This window comes from Alishewanella agri BL06 (assembly GCF_000272005.1).
GTDB lineage: Bacteria > Pseudomonadota > Gammaproteobacteria > Enterobacterales > Alteromonadaceae > Alishewanella > Alishewanella agri.
This window is the reverse complement of sequence record NZ_AKKU01000003.1, coordinates 1-13,129: the sequence shown is the minus strand read 5'-3', so window position 1 is coordinate 13,129 and position 13,129 is coordinate 1. Positions and strand designations below refer to the sequence as shown.

Genomic DNA, 13,129 nt, shown 5'->3' with positions numbered 1-13,129 from the left:
GTGAGAGATGATGATTACCCTGTTCCACAACCCACGTTGTTCAAAAAGTCGTGATGCCCTGGCTTGGCTGCAACAAAGCGGCCATGACTTTACTATCGTTGAATATTTAAAAACGCCGCTTAATGCCACAGAACTGCAGAGTTTGCTGGCGAAACTGCAGCTGCCTGCGCGCTCACTGCTACGGACCAAAGAAGAAGAATACCAGACGCTTGGTCTGGAGAATCCACGGTTAAGCGAGACTGAACTGATTGCGGCTATGGCCGCGCATCCGCGCTTAATGGAACGTCCGGTACTGGTGGTGGGTGACAAAGCCGCTATTGGCCGGCCACTGGAGCAATTGCAGGCGTTGTTACCATGACGGCCCGAGTACTGGTGTTGTATTATTCCCGCCATGGCTCGGTCGCCGCCTTAGCGGAGAAAATTGCCCATGGCGTGCAACAAGCCGGTGCCGAGGCCTGGTTGCGCAGTATTCCCGGTTTTAATGACCGCGAAACCACCCGCCATCCACCGGTGACGCAAGCAGAGCTGACGGCTTGTGATGGTTTGGCGTTTGGCAGTCCGGTGCGTTTTGGTAATATGGCCGCCGAAGCCAAAGCCTTCTGGGATAGCACGACGGCCTGCTGGCTAAAAGGTGAGCTGATTAACAAAGCCGCCGGGGTTTTTACCTCGTCGGGCAGCTTACATGGCGGTAATGAGGCCAATCTATTGAGTATGATGCTGCCCTTACTACATCATGGTATGGTACTGATGGGTGTCCCTTATAGTGAACCGGAGCTACATAAAACCCAAAGTGGTGGCACACCCTATGGCCCCAGCCATGTCAGTGGTCTGCAACAGGATAATCAGCTCAGTGTCGACGAGCAGCGGCTGGCGCTGGCATTCGGAAAACGTCTGGCCTTGTTAAGTGCCAGTTTAAAACAACAGGGGTTCAGTGACTAATGCAAGCTGCAAATAGTATCCCAATGGCCGCCGATACCCGGCGTTTTTTATTACTTGGACGTCTCGGCTACTGGGGCCTGTGGTTATTGATTCCATTATGGCAACTCTGGCTGGCACCGGTTAGCTATGGTGAGGACCAGGCGCTTAAACCCAGTGTGGTGAGTACCCTGTTGCTGCTCTGGTTACCCCTATGGTTACCGATGTGGGGCATCATCAAAGGCAATGCCTATACCTTCGCCTGGGCCAACTTTATTGTTATGCTGTATTTTTTACATAGCCTCACTAATCTGTGGGTTAGCAGTGGCAGCTATTTTTGGTTTTCGGTGCTGGAATTGCTGCTGGCGAGCCTGATGTTTTATGGTTGTACCTACTATGCCCGTAACCGCGGCAAAGAACTTGGGCTGAAAATACCCAAACTGAAAGACGATCCGGTGCGGCGCAGTTAATTTTTTTCATCTGGCCAATCTGCTTAGTTTAGCGCCTCGTAATATCAAAGGTGTTTTCCAGGTAGTGTAGTAAGATGAACGAACAATTGGCGCTGTTCCCATTAAGCAGTTTTCTGTTACCACAAGGCAGAATGAAATTACGGGTATTTGAACCACGCTATGTCCGTTTGGTAAAAGAGGCGGTCAGTGGCAAAAGAGCCTTTGCAATGGCAAGTCTGAACCCTTTTGTCAGTCAGCAGCATCCGGACCGGATCCTGCCGCTGGTCTGTAAGGTGGAGGTAGAGGACTTCGAAACCCTGCCCGACGGTTTGCTGGGTATTACCATTAAAGGCGTCGCCCGGCAACGCATTGTGCGGCGTTGGCAGGAAGACGATAAATTGCATGTCGCCGAGGTACAACCGCAGTCTGACTGGCCTACTTGCTCGCTCTCTCGCGAGCAATCGCAGTTGGCTCAAGCCTTCTCTGATTTACTGGCTGAATATCCGCAACTGTCTGCACTCTATCCGCAGCCACAACTTAATGATGCCGCCTGGCTGGCTGGTCGCTGGCTGGAGTTGCTACCGATGCAGCCGGCGTTAAAACAGGACCTTGCTCAGCAAAGCCCGGAACACTGCCTGCGGGAACTGCAAGGCTGGTTGTCGCATAACGCCTGAGTGATCAAGCACCGGGTTGGCTATCAGAGCCTTCCGCAGTTATTCAATACCCAAGTATTTGTGAACCTGCACACTTAGCCGCCAGTTGTGCTTGATACAACTGGCAATGGCAAGCTCCGTCGCCCGCTTTTGCTGGCTGATAGGCTGCAAATACACCAGCTTACCGTTAAGTTGATGCAGATCTAACAATGCTACCAACTCGTCGACATGCTTTTGCATCGCCACCGGATGTTTGATTTCATCAGCCCGCTTAAGCGCACTGGGCAGCACCGGATAGCCCCCCGGCATATTCAGTTTTGGCGATACCGTTACCCAGGTATCAGGCGGCGCCTTGATTTCAAAAGTGCCGCTGGTTTCAATTTGTGTGCTGTAACCCGCCGCGTGCAAGGTCTGGCATAGTGACGTTAAGTCAAACATACAAGGCTCACCGCCGGTGATTACCACATGCCGCGCCTGATAACCCTGTTGTTGAAACAGCGCCAGAAGCGCAGCAGGCGTTATCCCGGTCCAACTCGGACTGTCGCCGCGCTTGGCCAGCAATTGGTCCGGAGTAATCGCCAGCTCAGGATCAAGAGTCCAGGTATGTTTGGTATCACACCAGCTGCAGCCAACCGGACAGCCTTGTAACCGCACAAAAATTGCTGGGGTGCCGGTATACCGGCCTTCCCCCTGAATGGTCTGAAATACTTCGTTTACCTGATACAAGCTTAGGGATCCTTTACTCACTTACAAGCGGCTAATGCATGCCGGGATGTGTTGCGCTATACTACGCGGCCCGATTTTCCGGCATTATACAAGAGAGAGCAGCCAATGACGCAAAAAGTTGTGGTGATTTATTCCGGTGGTATGGATTCCTACACGGTATTACATAAGGCACTACGGGATGGTCACGACGTCTATGCGCTGTCGTTTAACTATGGCCAGCGCCATGTTAAAGAACTGAAATGCGCTGAACAGGTCTGTGCTGAACTGGGTGTTAAGCACAAAATTGTTGATATCTCTGCTATCAATCAGTTGTTAAGTGGCTCATCGCTAACCAGCGATATTGAGGTACCAGAAGGCCACTACGCGGCCGATAACATGAAATCAACGGTAGTACCCAACCGTAATATGATATTACTGGCGCTAGCGGTAGGTTATGCCGACTCTATCGGTGCCCGGGCGGTGTATTATGGTGCGCATAGCGGCGATCACTTTATTTACCCTGACTGCCGGCCGGAGTTTGTGCAGAAGATGAATGATGTCTGCCAGATCGCCAACTATGAGCCGGTGGATATTGTCAGCCCTTATCTGGCGCAGACCAAAATTGAAATTTTAAGAGATGGTCTGGCGATGGGGCTGGATTACAGCAAAACCTGGACCTGCTACAACGGTCGAGAAAAGGCCTGCGGCAAGTGTGGCTCTTGTCAGGAGCGGCTGGAAGCCTTCGCCTTAAATCAGGCCGTTGATCCACTTAGCTACGAATAGCTTATAACTTATGACAAAACGGCCTTGTTGTGGCCGTTTTTCATTTTATACTGAGCGCCCTGCGATGCTGCCGCTGTAAAGCCGCTAACTGACTGTTAATTGAGGTAACGATGTTGAAGTTCTGGTTTGCCATTCCTTTCTGGCAGCGGGTGCTGGGCGCCCTGCTCCTGGGTGTATTCACCGGTGTGCTGCTCGGCCAGGACGCCAGTGTATTTAAACCTCTGGGCACACTCTTTATTAATGCCATCCGGATGCTGGTCGTGCCGTTAGTCTTTTTTGCACTGATTAACAGCATTACGTCGCTTGCTGATAGCAGCAAAATGCAGCGTTTGGCTTTTAAAACCGTTGCCTTATTCTTGCTTACCGCCTTTATTGCCAGTCTGATTGGCCTGACCATTGGTAGTTTGGTCCCCTGGGGCGACGCTTTACAACTGACCACCACTGAAGTGCGACAGCGTGATATTCCACCGGTCGCTGATGTACTGACCGGCCTGATCCCAACCAATCCGGTTGCCGCTCTGGCTGAAGCTAAGGTATTACAAATTATTGTGTTTGCGGTACTAGTGGGTATCGCCATTAATCAGGTCGGTGAAAAAGCGGAACCGATGAAAAAACTGGTTAACGCCGGTGCGGAGATTATGTACGCCATCACCCGCATGGTGCTGCAACTCACTCCGTTCGGTGTCTTTGGCCTGATGGCCTGGGCCGTCGGCAGCTTTGGTCTGGCAACCTTGTTGCCGCTGGCGAAGTTTATTGGCGCGATTTATCTTGCCTGCCTGCTGCATATCGCTATCGTCTATGGCGGTATGGTAAAAGTCTTTGGCGCTATGTCATGGCGTCAATTCTTTAAAGCCATACTGCCCGCCCAGCTGGTCGCTTACAGTAGCGCCAGCAGTTACGGTACGCTGCCAGTGAGCTTTAAGGTTGCCACCGAAGAGCTGAAGGTATCGAAAAATTATGCCAGCTTTGTGTTGCCGCTGGGTGCCACCATTAATATGGATGGCTGTGGTGGCATCTTCCCTGCCATTGCGGCAATCTTTATTGCCCATATTTACGGCATACCGCTCGATACTATGGATTATCTGCTCATTGCCGGTACCGCTACCCTGGCATCACTGGGTACAGCAGGCGTACCCGGCACCGCCATGGTGATGCTGACCGTCACCCTGAGTGTGGTTGGCTTGCCGCTGGAAGGTATTGCCTTTATTGCTGCGGTCGATCGCATTATCGATATGATGCGCACGGCAACCAACGTCTCAGGTGATTTAATGGTCGCCCGCGTGGTAGCAAAGCAGGAAGGCTTACTGGAAGAGCCGGAACAGGCTGAACAAGCTACTGGCATGGCGAGCCGTTAATGCAAATCAGCGTCAAACTAAAACGGCTGAGCCGACTGCCGTTTCATGCCGGCGCAGAGCTGGCAGAGTGCAGTTATGCCGGCTTACAGACTCTGATTATTGATGCCGACGAAGCAGAACTTGATAGGCTGGAGCAAACGACTGACTATCAGCAGCTTAACTTATCGCTGTGGCAAGCCACGTTTACCGATGCCGAACAACTTAGCCCAGCCTTGCAACCGCTGGTGAACGGTATGCCACTGGTCAGAGTTTGCGGGGAGGTTGTGGCAAGGTTGGGCGCCGACCAATTATTGTTAAAATTGGCTGACCATCCGCAGCCACTGCACCTTTGGTGCGAACAGGTCTCTATGGTCGGCATTGGTCAACGCCTTTGCCTGCAGGGTGAACTACACGCAACCTTGCCGGATTAACCGCAACAAAAAAGCCCCGCGAACAAGTGGGGCTTTGTTTTCACTGTCTGCTTCAGGCAGCAAACAAACACTGATGCAGTTGTTTTACCACTGCCGGACCGTCACTATCCTGCACCAGGAAGCACAGGTTATGTTTTGACGCCCCGTGGCAAATTAAGCGCATATTAATGCGCTCCAGCGTACTGAACAGCTCACCGGAAACGCCTTTACTGCTGTGCAAATGATTACCAATCACTGCCACCAGACTCAACCCCTCTTCCACTGACACTTCGCAGAAGGTACGCAATTCATCCAGAGCTGGTTCGACATTGCTGCTAAATGCACTGGTCATGCCGCCCTGATCCAAAGTTAGAGCGACACTGATTTCTGAGGTTGTAACCAGATCGACAGAAATTTGATGCCGGCTTAAGGTATCGAACACCCGGGTTAAGAAACCCGGTGCATGCAACATGGCAGGGCTTTTTACGGTAATCAGCGTTTGGGCTTTTCTCAGTGCAATAGCGCGATAAGGAGGCCGCTCTTTTACATCTTTGGCAATCCAGGTTCCTCCGGCTTGTGGCTCACGGCTGGAGCCGACAAAGACCGCAATATTCTGTCGCATCGCCGGTAACAAGGTTGCCGGATGCAGTACCTTGGCACCGAAGGTTGCCATTTCCGCCGCTTCATCGAAACTGATTTCGCGGATACAACGGGCATCACTGGTTAAACGTGGATCAGTAGTGAAAATACCGACCACATCGGTCCAGATCTGTACGGTCGCCGCCTGTAACGCTTCGGCCAGTAAGGCCGCGCTGTAGTCTGAACCGCCGCGCCCTAAGGTGGTGGTTTGCTCAAATTCATCAGCACCAATAAAGCCCTGAGTCACGATACGCTGCTCGACCAGCAGAGGTTGCAGATGGATGGCCGCAAGCTCAGCCAGTTGTTGAATTTGGGGCTCTGCCTTACCAAACCGGCTGTCGGTGCGCATAATACGGCGAACATCGAAACATAAGGCGGCACTACCACGCTCCAGCAACACTTGTGTAAACAGCACGGAACTTAAACGCTCACCAAAGGACTGAATTAAATCTTTATGCGCGCTGCTGTAAACCGCACCGCCATTTTCAATCAGCGCTTTTAATTCGCCTAATAACAATTCAATTTGCGCGGCAACACTATGTGGCTGCTGCAAGCGATTGAGCACGTTCAGCGTAATTTGCTCGATGCCGGCATAGGCATCATAACGCTGCTGTACTTCTGTGGTTTTGGTAATGTCAACCAGCAGGTTAGTCACACCCGAGCTGGCACTGACCACCACCACCCGGATATTTTCATCAGCTAGCACGATATCAGCACAACGCGTCATTGCATCGAAGTCAGCAACGCTGGTACCACCAAATTTGGCAATAATTAGTTTGGACACGGGGGTCTCTCCTTAACAAAACAGATAAGCAGAGCATGGCATTTGCTAGTGAGCAAAACGAGAATGGAAACAGACCGTTGCTGTATATAACAAAGGCCAGAAGCTCTCCACCAAAACATCAGGTGACAGTCCCAGGGATTCAGCCCTGGCAACCGAACAAACAACCTCTACCTGTTGTTTGTCCTCGGCGCTAAACCCCCTCTGTGCTGCTGCGAGCGATAGAGCTCTGACATCACATACCTGGCTAGCGCGCCTCTTCTGGTCTATCGAATACGATTGACGCGGCGTACTTTATCTTGTTCTGACTCTAAAAGCAAACAGCCCTTTAGCCATCTAAACGGCAAGATGCCTTTTATTTTGCATAGCGTCAAGCAAAATTTGAAAAAAACCGCTCAACAGCCCGCCTACAAGCTGTAAGACTGCTGGATATGTTTTAATTTTTCTAAAAAACGCTCCATTTGTTGCTCAGTGCTGGCATCCGCGTGCCATTTATTATGAAAGCCCAGAGTTAACTGCACCTGACCATCAGAAAAATAGGCTTCATAACCATCAAACCCCTGACTGATCGTAATGCCGTCGAGTTGAAAGCCGCTGCCGTGGGGTGTAGAAGCCACCTCGCCATGTTTTTCGATTTTTGCATAAAGATTCAGCAAAAACTTGCCATCAATTTCGTTTTGCATGCTGCTCGCCTTGTTCTGTTCCGGTTCGGTTTGAACCCGGTACGTATCCGCGGTATATTCAGGGCTATTATAAGGAGAAAAAGATGAAAAAAACCCTATTAGCACTCTCTCTGGGGCTAACTTTTGCTGCCCAGGCGCAAATTGTACAACCTGCGCCACTGGTATCTATCGCCACCCATGATGCCTTCTTCGAAAAAATCAAAGCACTTTGCGGCAAAGCCTTTGCCGGCAAAATTGCGGTAGATAATCCTGCCGCACCGGGCTTTGAAGGTGCGTTGATTATGCACGTACGTCGCTGTACCGACACTGAATTGCAGATTCCTTTCCATGTTGGTGATAACCATTCCCGAACCTGGATTATTACCAAAACCGGCGCCGGTTTATCGTTAAAGCATGATCACCGGAATCAGGATGGCTCACATGATGAGCAAACCATGTATGGCGGCCATACCGTTGATGCGGGCTGGCCAAATGCGCAGTCCTTCCCTGCCGATCAGTACTCAAAAGAGTTATTTGCAGCGCGTGGTGTTCCGCAATCCATCGGCAACACCTGGCAAATGTATATTTACCCGGAGCAATTTAGCTATCGCCTGGTACGTGAAGGCCGGGAGTTTAGGGTCGACTTCGATCTAACTAAGCCGGTCAGCTTGCCTCCTGTGCCTTGGGGCTATGCCGACTAACAGTTCCGCTGCAGTTACAGACTGCAGTCTTATCAAACATCAGACAACACCAAGGAAAAACCGATGTTACACAATCTGAAACAACCGGCCATGCTGCTGGCACTCTCTGCCGCAATGGCACTGACGGCCTGCGGTAAACCGGCGCAACAAAGCGTAGAACCTGCACCTGCCAGCACAACGGCAAGCACTGAATTGGTCGATACCGAGTTTAACCCTAAGCTGGCCGAGTATATTAAAACGCTGTCAGAAGATCGCTTTCAGGGGCGCGCCCCGGCTACTAAGGGCGAGGAATTGACTGTTGCTTATCTGGAAGAAAATTTTAAGCGCATTGGCTTAAAAGCTATCGATGGCGACAGCTACAAGCAACCAGTGTCGCTGGTACAAATCGATCCGAAGCAGGTTTCAGCGATGAAACTAAGCGGTGGCGGCGAACAACTACCGGCTGAGCTGGTTTACCGTGATGAGATGTTTGCCTGGACCACTCAGGTAACAGAAGCAGTGGAAGTGACCGAAAGCGAGATGGTGTTTGTTGGCTACGGCATTGTTGCTCCGGAATATAACTGGAATGACTATGAAGGTCTGGATGTAAAAGGCAAAACCGTGGTGATGTTTGTTAACGATCCGGGCTTTGCCACTCAGGATCCAAAGCTGTTTAACGGCAACGCTATGACCTATTACGGCCGCTGGACTTACAAGTTTGAAGAAGCCGCGCGTCAGGGTGCCGCCATGGCACTGATTATTCACGAAACTGACGCCGCCAGCTATGGCTGGGGTGTGGTGGCACATGGCTCACCGGTTAAGTTTGATTTAATTAAAGAAAACAAAAATATGGACCGCGCCAAGGTTGAGGGCTGGGTTACCACCGAAACGGCGCAAAAACTGTTTGCCAATATCGGTAGCGACATCGAAACCTTGCGTAAACAAGCCTTGTCCGGCGAATTCAAACCGGTGCCGCTGAATGTTAAAGCTTCAATTAGCATCCAGAATAACTTGCGTGAACTGGAATCCAGTAACGTCGTTGGCTATATCGAGGGCAGCAAGTATCCGGATGAATATGTGCTTTACATGGCACACTGGGACCATCTGGGTGTCGACTTCTCCAATCCGAATAACAAAGTCTTTAACGGTGCCCAGGATAACGCCAGCGGCACCGGTGCGGTGATTGCGCTGGCAGAGTACTTTGCCCAGCAGCCGCAGCCTGAGCGTTCAGTGGTCTTTGTACTGGTTACCGCCGAAGAACGTGGTTTACTGGGTTCAGCCTGGTATGCCGAAAATCCGGTGTTCCCGCTGGAGAAAACCGTCGCCGCGATCAATATGGATGTGATGAACGTTTATGGTCCGATGAAAGATATGGTAGTGGTCGGTCTGGGTAATACCGATCTGGAAGAGATCTTGGTCAAATATACCGAGCAACAAGGTCGCTATGCGGTAAAAGAGCCGAACCCGGAAGCCGGTATTGCCTATCGTTCAGATCACTTCAGCCTGTCGAAAAAAGGTGTGCCTATTCTGTATGCCAAAGGCGGCAACGACCACTATCAGCATGGTGCCGAATGGGGTGCCAAGCAGCGCGCTGAGTACAATGCCTGCTGTTACCACAAGGTAGAAGATGAGTGGAATGACAACTGGGATCTGCGTGGTGCGCAACAGGATCTGTTCCTGTATTTCCGGGTGGGCAATGACCTGGCAAACAGCCGGCAGTGGCCAAACTGGTACCAGGGTAATGAGTTCCGCGCGATTCGCGACGCTTCAGCAAACGCCCGTCAATAAGGCGTTTCTCCTCTGAAAAAGCAGCTACGGCTGCTTTTTTTATTGTTAATTCAGAGCCGATTCAGTTAGGCTGGCCGACACTAACAGGGAATTCGCCGACAGGAGTCGAGATGCGTTGGCTACTGAAAAGTTTATTGTTGTTGCTACTGGGCTTGCCATTATTGGCGGGCATTGCCTGGTTTCTGCTGCAACAGCAATTAACGCAAGCCGGCATCAGTCAGTTATCCTTCCAAATCCGTCAGCTAAGCCTGCATCAGATCCAGCTACAACAGCTGCAGTTCCGGCTCGATGGCAAGCAACCGCTGACCGCCGGGTTTAATGACCTGTCGCTGGAATGGCGCTGGCCGGCATTTTTTCGCCCTCAATTAATGGCTATCCGCGCTGCGCAGCTCGACTTGCGACTCGACGCGCCCAAAACTACCGCCGAAGCGACAACGCCGCTTGGTCTGTCAGCGCTGGCATCCGAGTGGCAGTTACCGGCCTGGTTGCCGCAGCAACTGCATATAAAGCAGATGACACTGGATTTACCCTGCCCGGCGGGTCAGTGTCAGTTAGGTGCGACGCTGCAGCTGAGCAGCCCTGACCGCGAAAACTGGTTATTACAGTTGGCTCTGAGCAGTCCGGCGCAGCAGCTCACCCTGACCACCGATATGCAATTACAACTTGGCAAGGACAGGCAGCTACAGGCCAGCGTACAACTGCCAGAGCAATTCGCGTTAAGTTTAAAACAACAATTAGACGGGCTGTACGGCAAAACTGAGCTAGCACTGGCATTATCGCCACCATCAGGCGCCGTACAAGCCTTCTTGGCCGACTGGCAGCTGGTAGTGCCAGAACAGGTATTGAGTCAGTTTACCGAGCCAGTTCAGCTATTTGTGCAGGGTGACTGGCAACTGCCAACTTCTGCAACGGCGCAGACTTCAGCACCAGGCCTGCCGCTAAAAACCGGAGATTTCCGCTTGCTGTTGCGTGCGCCGACGCCGGTACTAATACCAAATCTTGGACTGCTAAAAGGCGAAGCGGACTTACAGCTAAAAGTCGCTGATGCCAGTATTAATACCTGGGCGGCCAGTGCAGCGTTGGAACTAACTGAGCTGCAACTGCCAACATTAGCCGCGCAGCTGAATCAGCCGTTACCGGGGATCCGTGTCAAACTCGATACCACAGCGGCAGAACTCAATCCGACATCATTACCACTGCAATTATCCTTGCAGAGCCTGGATGTCACGCCACAGGCGCTGCAGCTGCAGGGCTCTGCCAAACTGATGCTGCAGCTAGGTCAGAACATCAGCCTGATCCTGGAAGACTCGGCCTGGACTGCAGCAGTGCCCGCGCTACAATTGCCCGATGCAGAGATTAATCTGACTAACAGTAGTCTGAGCAGTACCCTGCGCGGCCGCTGGCAGGCAGGACAGTGGCAGCTACAACACCAGGGTACAATGAACAGCGTACTTACTTCACCGCAGCTCAACACGCTGCTGGCATTACAACTGCCAAAACTGGAACTTAGTCAGCAATCAGACCAACCCGTGCAGATCACTGCCACAGCCAGTTTGCAATTACAGCAACTACAGCACCCGCAGCTACAGACCACCGACTGGCAATTACACAGCAGCGTTAGCGGCTCGTTACAGGCTTTGCAGTTACAGGGCGAGCTAAGTAATACACCCGGACTGACGGTGCAGTATCAGGCGCAGTTAGATGCCCTAACTAAGCTTAGTGCCAGCTGGCAACTGGCGGATATTTTTTTACTGGCTGGAAATCCATTACAGGACAGTTTTCGTGCCTGGCCTGAGTTGCTGACACTGCAACGTGGCCGCCTGGCGGCCTCAGGCCAACTGCATTATCCGGCCGCACCACAACTGCTTGAGGCTCAGCTGCAATTGCGTGAGTTAAGTGGGCTTTACGATCGTACACTGTTTACGAATCTGAGTGGCCAAAGCACTGTTGCAATCAATCCGGAACAACTTAGCCTTAGCGTCCCCCAGCTCAGCGTACAGCAGCTCAATCATGGTATGACACTGGGGCCGTTACAATTGGTTGCCAATTACCAGACAGCGCTGGCAACACCAGAGCGAGGAGTGATAGAACTACAACAACTACAAAGCGATTTTTTACTCGGCCAGCTTAGCGTTAAACCGACCCGGCTGGATTTGAGCCAACCGGCACAACGGCTGGATATTCAGTTACAGCAGCTGGATTTGGCGGAATTGCTGCGCCAGCATCCGGCCAGCGATGTGGTGGCGATCGGCAAAATCAGCGGTCAGATCCCATTACAACTTAATGCGCAACGACAGTTGTCGGTCAGTGCCGGCCAACTCAGTGCAGAAGCTCCAGGTGGGCGACTGCAATATCGCAACCCTGCGGCAGCAGCGAGCAGCAATCCCGGAATGAAACTGGTATTTGATGCGCTGGAAGATTTTCATTTTAGTTTGTTAAATTCCGAGGTGAGCTATCAGGCTGATGGTACTTTAACTTTGGGACTGCAATTACAAGGGTTTAATCCGGCAGTGCAACAAGGTCGGGCTATTAATCTGAATATCAATCTGGAGGAGGATATCCCGGCTATGTTAGCCAGCTTGCAGCTAGCTGGTAAACTCAATGATACTATCACTAAACGTGTACAACAGGTTATTCAACAACGACAGGCAGCCCGCCAGGCTGCAGGAGCAAAACCATGATCAAGCAAAGACTGCTGGCTCTTCTGCTATTGGGGCTGGCAAGCGCCTGTACCCCGAAAGTGGAGGTCGCGCTGGCCAACGAACCGATTAATATTAATCTGAATGTGAAGATCCAGCATGAGATCTATATCAAGGTCGATAAACAGTTGGATGAATTATTCAGTGATGCCAGTGGCTTATTTTAAGGAGATGGCGATGAATATGAAACAATGGTTACAACAGGTGCGGGTATGGTTAGCTGCCCTGCTGCTGGCTTGCAGTTTACCGGTACTGGCAATGAACTTACAGCAAGCGATGAATGCGCTGCCCAACGCTAAAGCTCAGGGTTTGGTAGGTGAACAGCCAAACGGCTATCTGGGTGTGGTTAACGCCAGTGCGGACGCAGAACAAATTGCCAAACTGATTAACGATGCCAGACGCGCTGAATATGCCCGTCTGGCCAAAGAAAATAATATTGCAGTCAGCGACGTAGAAGCGATGGCTGGGCAAAAAGCCATTGAGCGCACCGCACGCGGGCACTATATTTTGCTCGACGGCAACTGGATCCAAAAACGCTAGATATTGCGCCAGATCAAAGTTCCGGCAGAAAAATGCTGCCGGAAATAGGGCGTGTTGACATTTGCTGCTTGGATTTTGTTCGCACTGGCGA

At 51.5% G+C, this 13,129-nt stretch carries 15 protein-coding genes and 1 riboswitch; of the genes, 12 read left to right on the top strand and 3 right to left on the bottom strand.

Annotated elements, in window-relative coordinates; all coding sequences use genetic code 11:
• Positions 1–10 precede the first annotated feature (10 nt).
• The 4 genes from arsC (at position 11) to AGRI_RS02315 (ending at position 2,038) form a co-directional block, all read left to right on the top strand.
• Positions 11–358, top strand: coding sequence for an arsenate reductase (glutaredoxin) (arsC, locus tag AGRI_RS02330; RefSeq protein ID WP_040291290.1), 348 nt, complete (start codon positions 11–13; stop codon positions 356–358).
• Positions 355–939 carry an NAD(P)H:quinone oxidoreductase gene (wrbA, locus tag AGRI_RS02325; RefSeq protein WP_008983409.1) on the top strand — a complete coding sequence of 195 codons (585 nt, stop codon included), beginning with the start codon at positions 355–357 and terminating at the stop codon, positions 937–939. The genes arsC and wrbA overlap by 4 nt, the downstream gene beginning before the upstream one ends.
• Positions 939–1,385: a DUF2069 domain-containing protein gene (locus AGRI_RS02320; protein ID WP_008983408.1), complete on the top strand. Its 447-nt coding sequence runs from the start codon at positions 939–941 to the stop codon at positions 1,383–1,385. Before wrbA ends, AGRI_RS02320 begins: the two co-directional genes overlap by 1 nt.
• 74 nt (positions 1,386–1,459) lie before the next feature.
• A complete protein-coding gene (locus tag AGRI_RS02315; RefSeq protein ID WP_008983407.1) occupies positions 1,460–2,038 on the top strand; it encodes an LON peptidase substrate-binding domain-containing protein in 579 nt (192 codons plus the stop codon).
• A 39-nt stretch (positions 2,039–2,077) separates the two neighbouring features.
• Here AGRI_RS02315 and queE read toward each other — a convergent pair whose 3' ends face one another.
• Positions 2,078–2,743, bottom strand: a complete 666-nt coding sequence (queE, locus tag AGRI_RS02310) for a 7-carboxy-7-deazaguanine synthase QueE (RefSeq protein WP_008983406.1) — start codon at positions 2,741–2,743, stop codon at positions 2,078–2,080.
• A gap of 105 nt (positions 2,744–2,848) precedes the next feature.
• Between queE and queC the strand changes: the two genes are divergently transcribed.
• The 3 genes from queC (at position 2,849) to AGRI_RS02295 (ending at position 5,270) form a co-directional block, all read left to right on the top strand.
• A complete protein-coding gene (gene queC / locus AGRI_RS02305; protein WP_008983405.1) occupies positions 2,849–3,505 on the top strand; it encodes a 7-cyano-7-deazaguanine synthase QueC in 657 nt (218 codons plus the stop codon).
• Between the two features lie 110 nt (positions 3,506–3,615).
• Positions 3,616–4,860, top strand: coding sequence for a dicarboxylate/amino acid:cation symporter (locus AGRI_RS02300; protein ID WP_008983404.1), 1,245 nt, complete (start codon positions 3,616–3,618; stop codon positions 4,858–4,860).
• A complete protein-coding gene (locus AGRI_RS02295) occupies positions 4,860–5,270 on the top strand; it encodes a hypothetical protein (RefSeq protein WP_008983403.1) in 411 nt (136 codons plus the stop codon). Before AGRI_RS02300 ends, AGRI_RS02295 begins: the two co-directional genes overlap by 1 nt.
• Positions 5,271–5,322: 52 nt before the next feature.
• Here AGRI_RS02295 and lysC read toward each other — a convergent pair whose 3' ends face one another.
• Together lysC and AGRI_RS02285 are read right to left on the bottom strand one after the other, a co-directional pair.
• The gene (gene lysC, locus AGRI_RS02290; protein WP_008983402.1) at positions 5,323–6,672 is read right to left on the bottom strand and encodes a lysine-sensitive aspartokinase 3; all 1,350 of its coding nucleotides are present in this window, start codon (positions 6,670–6,672) and stop codon (positions 5,323–5,325) included.
• A gap of 92 nt (positions 6,673–6,764) precedes the next feature.
• A riboswitch (Lysine riboswitch) is annotated at positions 6,765–6,938 on the bottom strand.
• Between the two features lie 138 nt (positions 6,939–7,076).
• Positions 7,077–7,352: a DUF3081 family protein gene (locus AGRI_RS02285; RefSeq protein ID WP_008983401.1), complete on the bottom strand. Its 276-nt coding sequence runs from the start codon at positions 7,350–7,352 to the stop codon at positions 7,077–7,079.
• Positions 7,353–7,435: 83 nt separating this feature from the next.
• Between AGRI_RS02285 and AGRI_RS02280 the strand changes: the two genes are divergently transcribed.
• The 5 genes from AGRI_RS02280 (at position 7,436) to AGRI_RS02260 (ending at position 13,038) form a co-directional block, all read left to right on the top strand.
• Positions 7,436–8,032 carry a hypothetical protein gene (locus AGRI_RS02280; protein ID WP_008983400.1) on the top strand — a complete coding sequence of 199 codons (597 nt, stop codon included), beginning with the start codon at positions 7,436–7,438 and terminating at the stop codon, positions 8,030–8,032.
• A gap of 63 nt (positions 8,033–8,095) precedes the next feature.
• Positions 8,096–9,799 (top strand): M28 family metallopeptidase, encoded by a 1,704-nt coding sequence (locus AGRI_RS02275; protein ID WP_008983399.1) that lies wholly within the window; start codon positions 8,096–8,098, stop codon positions 9,797–9,799.
• 110 nt (positions 9,800–9,909) lie between these two features.
• Positions 9,910–12,480, top strand: a complete 2,571-nt coding sequence (locus AGRI_RS02270) for an intermembrane phospholipid transport YdbH family protein (RefSeq protein ID WP_008983398.1) — start codon at positions 9,910–9,912, stop codon at positions 12,478–12,480.
• On the top strand, positions 12,477–12,665 hold the full coding sequence (locus tag AGRI_RS02265; RefSeq protein ID WP_008983397.1) for a YnbE family lipoprotein: 189 nt from the start codon (positions 12,477–12,479) through the stop codon (positions 12,663–12,665). The genes AGRI_RS02270 and AGRI_RS02265 overlap by 4 nt, the downstream gene beginning before the upstream one ends.
• A 10-nt stretch (positions 12,666–12,675) precedes the next feature.
• Complete coding sequence (locus tag AGRI_RS02260) at positions 12,676–13,038, top strand: YdbL family probable chaperone protein (protein WP_008983396.1); 363 nt, start codon at positions 12,676–12,678, stop codon at positions 13,036–13,038.
• Positions 13,039–13,129 lie beyond the last annotated feature (91 nt).

Bases quoted from the DNA above. Each gene is read 5' to 3' on its own strand.
- arsC (WP_040291290.1), top strand. From the start codon at position 11: ATGATTACCCTGTTCCACAACCCACGTTGTTCAAAAAGTCGTGATGCC.
- wrbA (WP_008983409.1), top strand. From the start codon at position 355: ATGACGGCCCGAGTACTGGTGTTGTATTATTCCCGCCATGGCTCGGTC.
- AGRI_RS02320 (WP_008983408.1), top strand. From the start codon at position 939: ATGCAAGCTGCAAATAGTATCCCAATGGCCGCCGATACCCGGCGTTTT.
- AGRI_RS02315 (WP_008983407.1), top strand. From the start codon at position 1,460: ATGAACGAACAATTGGCGCTGTTCCCATTAAGCAGTTTTCTGTTACCA.
- queC (WP_008983405.1), top strand. From the start codon at position 2,849: ATGACGCAAAAAGTTGTGGTGATTTATTCCGGTGGTATGGATTCCTAC.
- AGRI_RS02300 (WP_008983404.1), top strand. From the start codon at position 3,616: ATGTTGAAGTTCTGGTTTGCCATTCCTTTCTGGCAGCGGGTGCTGGGC.
- AGRI_RS02295 (WP_008983403.1), top strand. From the start codon at position 4,860: ATGCAAATCAGCGTCAAACTAAAACGGCTGAGCCGACTGCCGTTTCAT.
- AGRI_RS02285 (WP_008983401.1), bottom strand. From the start codon at position 7,352: ATGCAAAACGAAATTGATGGCAAGTTTTTGCTGAATCTTTATGCAAAA.
- AGRI_RS02280 (WP_008983400.1), top strand. From the start codon at position 7,436: ATGAAAAAAACCCTATTAGCACTCTCTCTGGGGCTAACTTTTGCTGCC.
- AGRI_RS02275 (WP_008983399.1), top strand. From the start codon at position 8,096: ATGTTACACAATCTGAAACAACCGGCCATGCTGCTGGCACTCTCTGCC.
- AGRI_RS02270 (WP_008983398.1), top strand. From the start codon at position 9,910: ATGCGTTGGCTACTGAAAAGTTTATTGTTGTTGCTACTGGGCTTGCCA.
- AGRI_RS02265 (WP_008983397.1), top strand. From the start codon at position 12,477: ATGATCAAGCAAAGACTGCTGGCTCTTCTGCTATTGGGGCTGGCAAGC.
- AGRI_RS02260 (WP_008983396.1), top strand. From the start codon at position 12,676: ATGAATATGAAACAATGGTTACAACAGGTGCGGGTATGGTTAGCTGCC.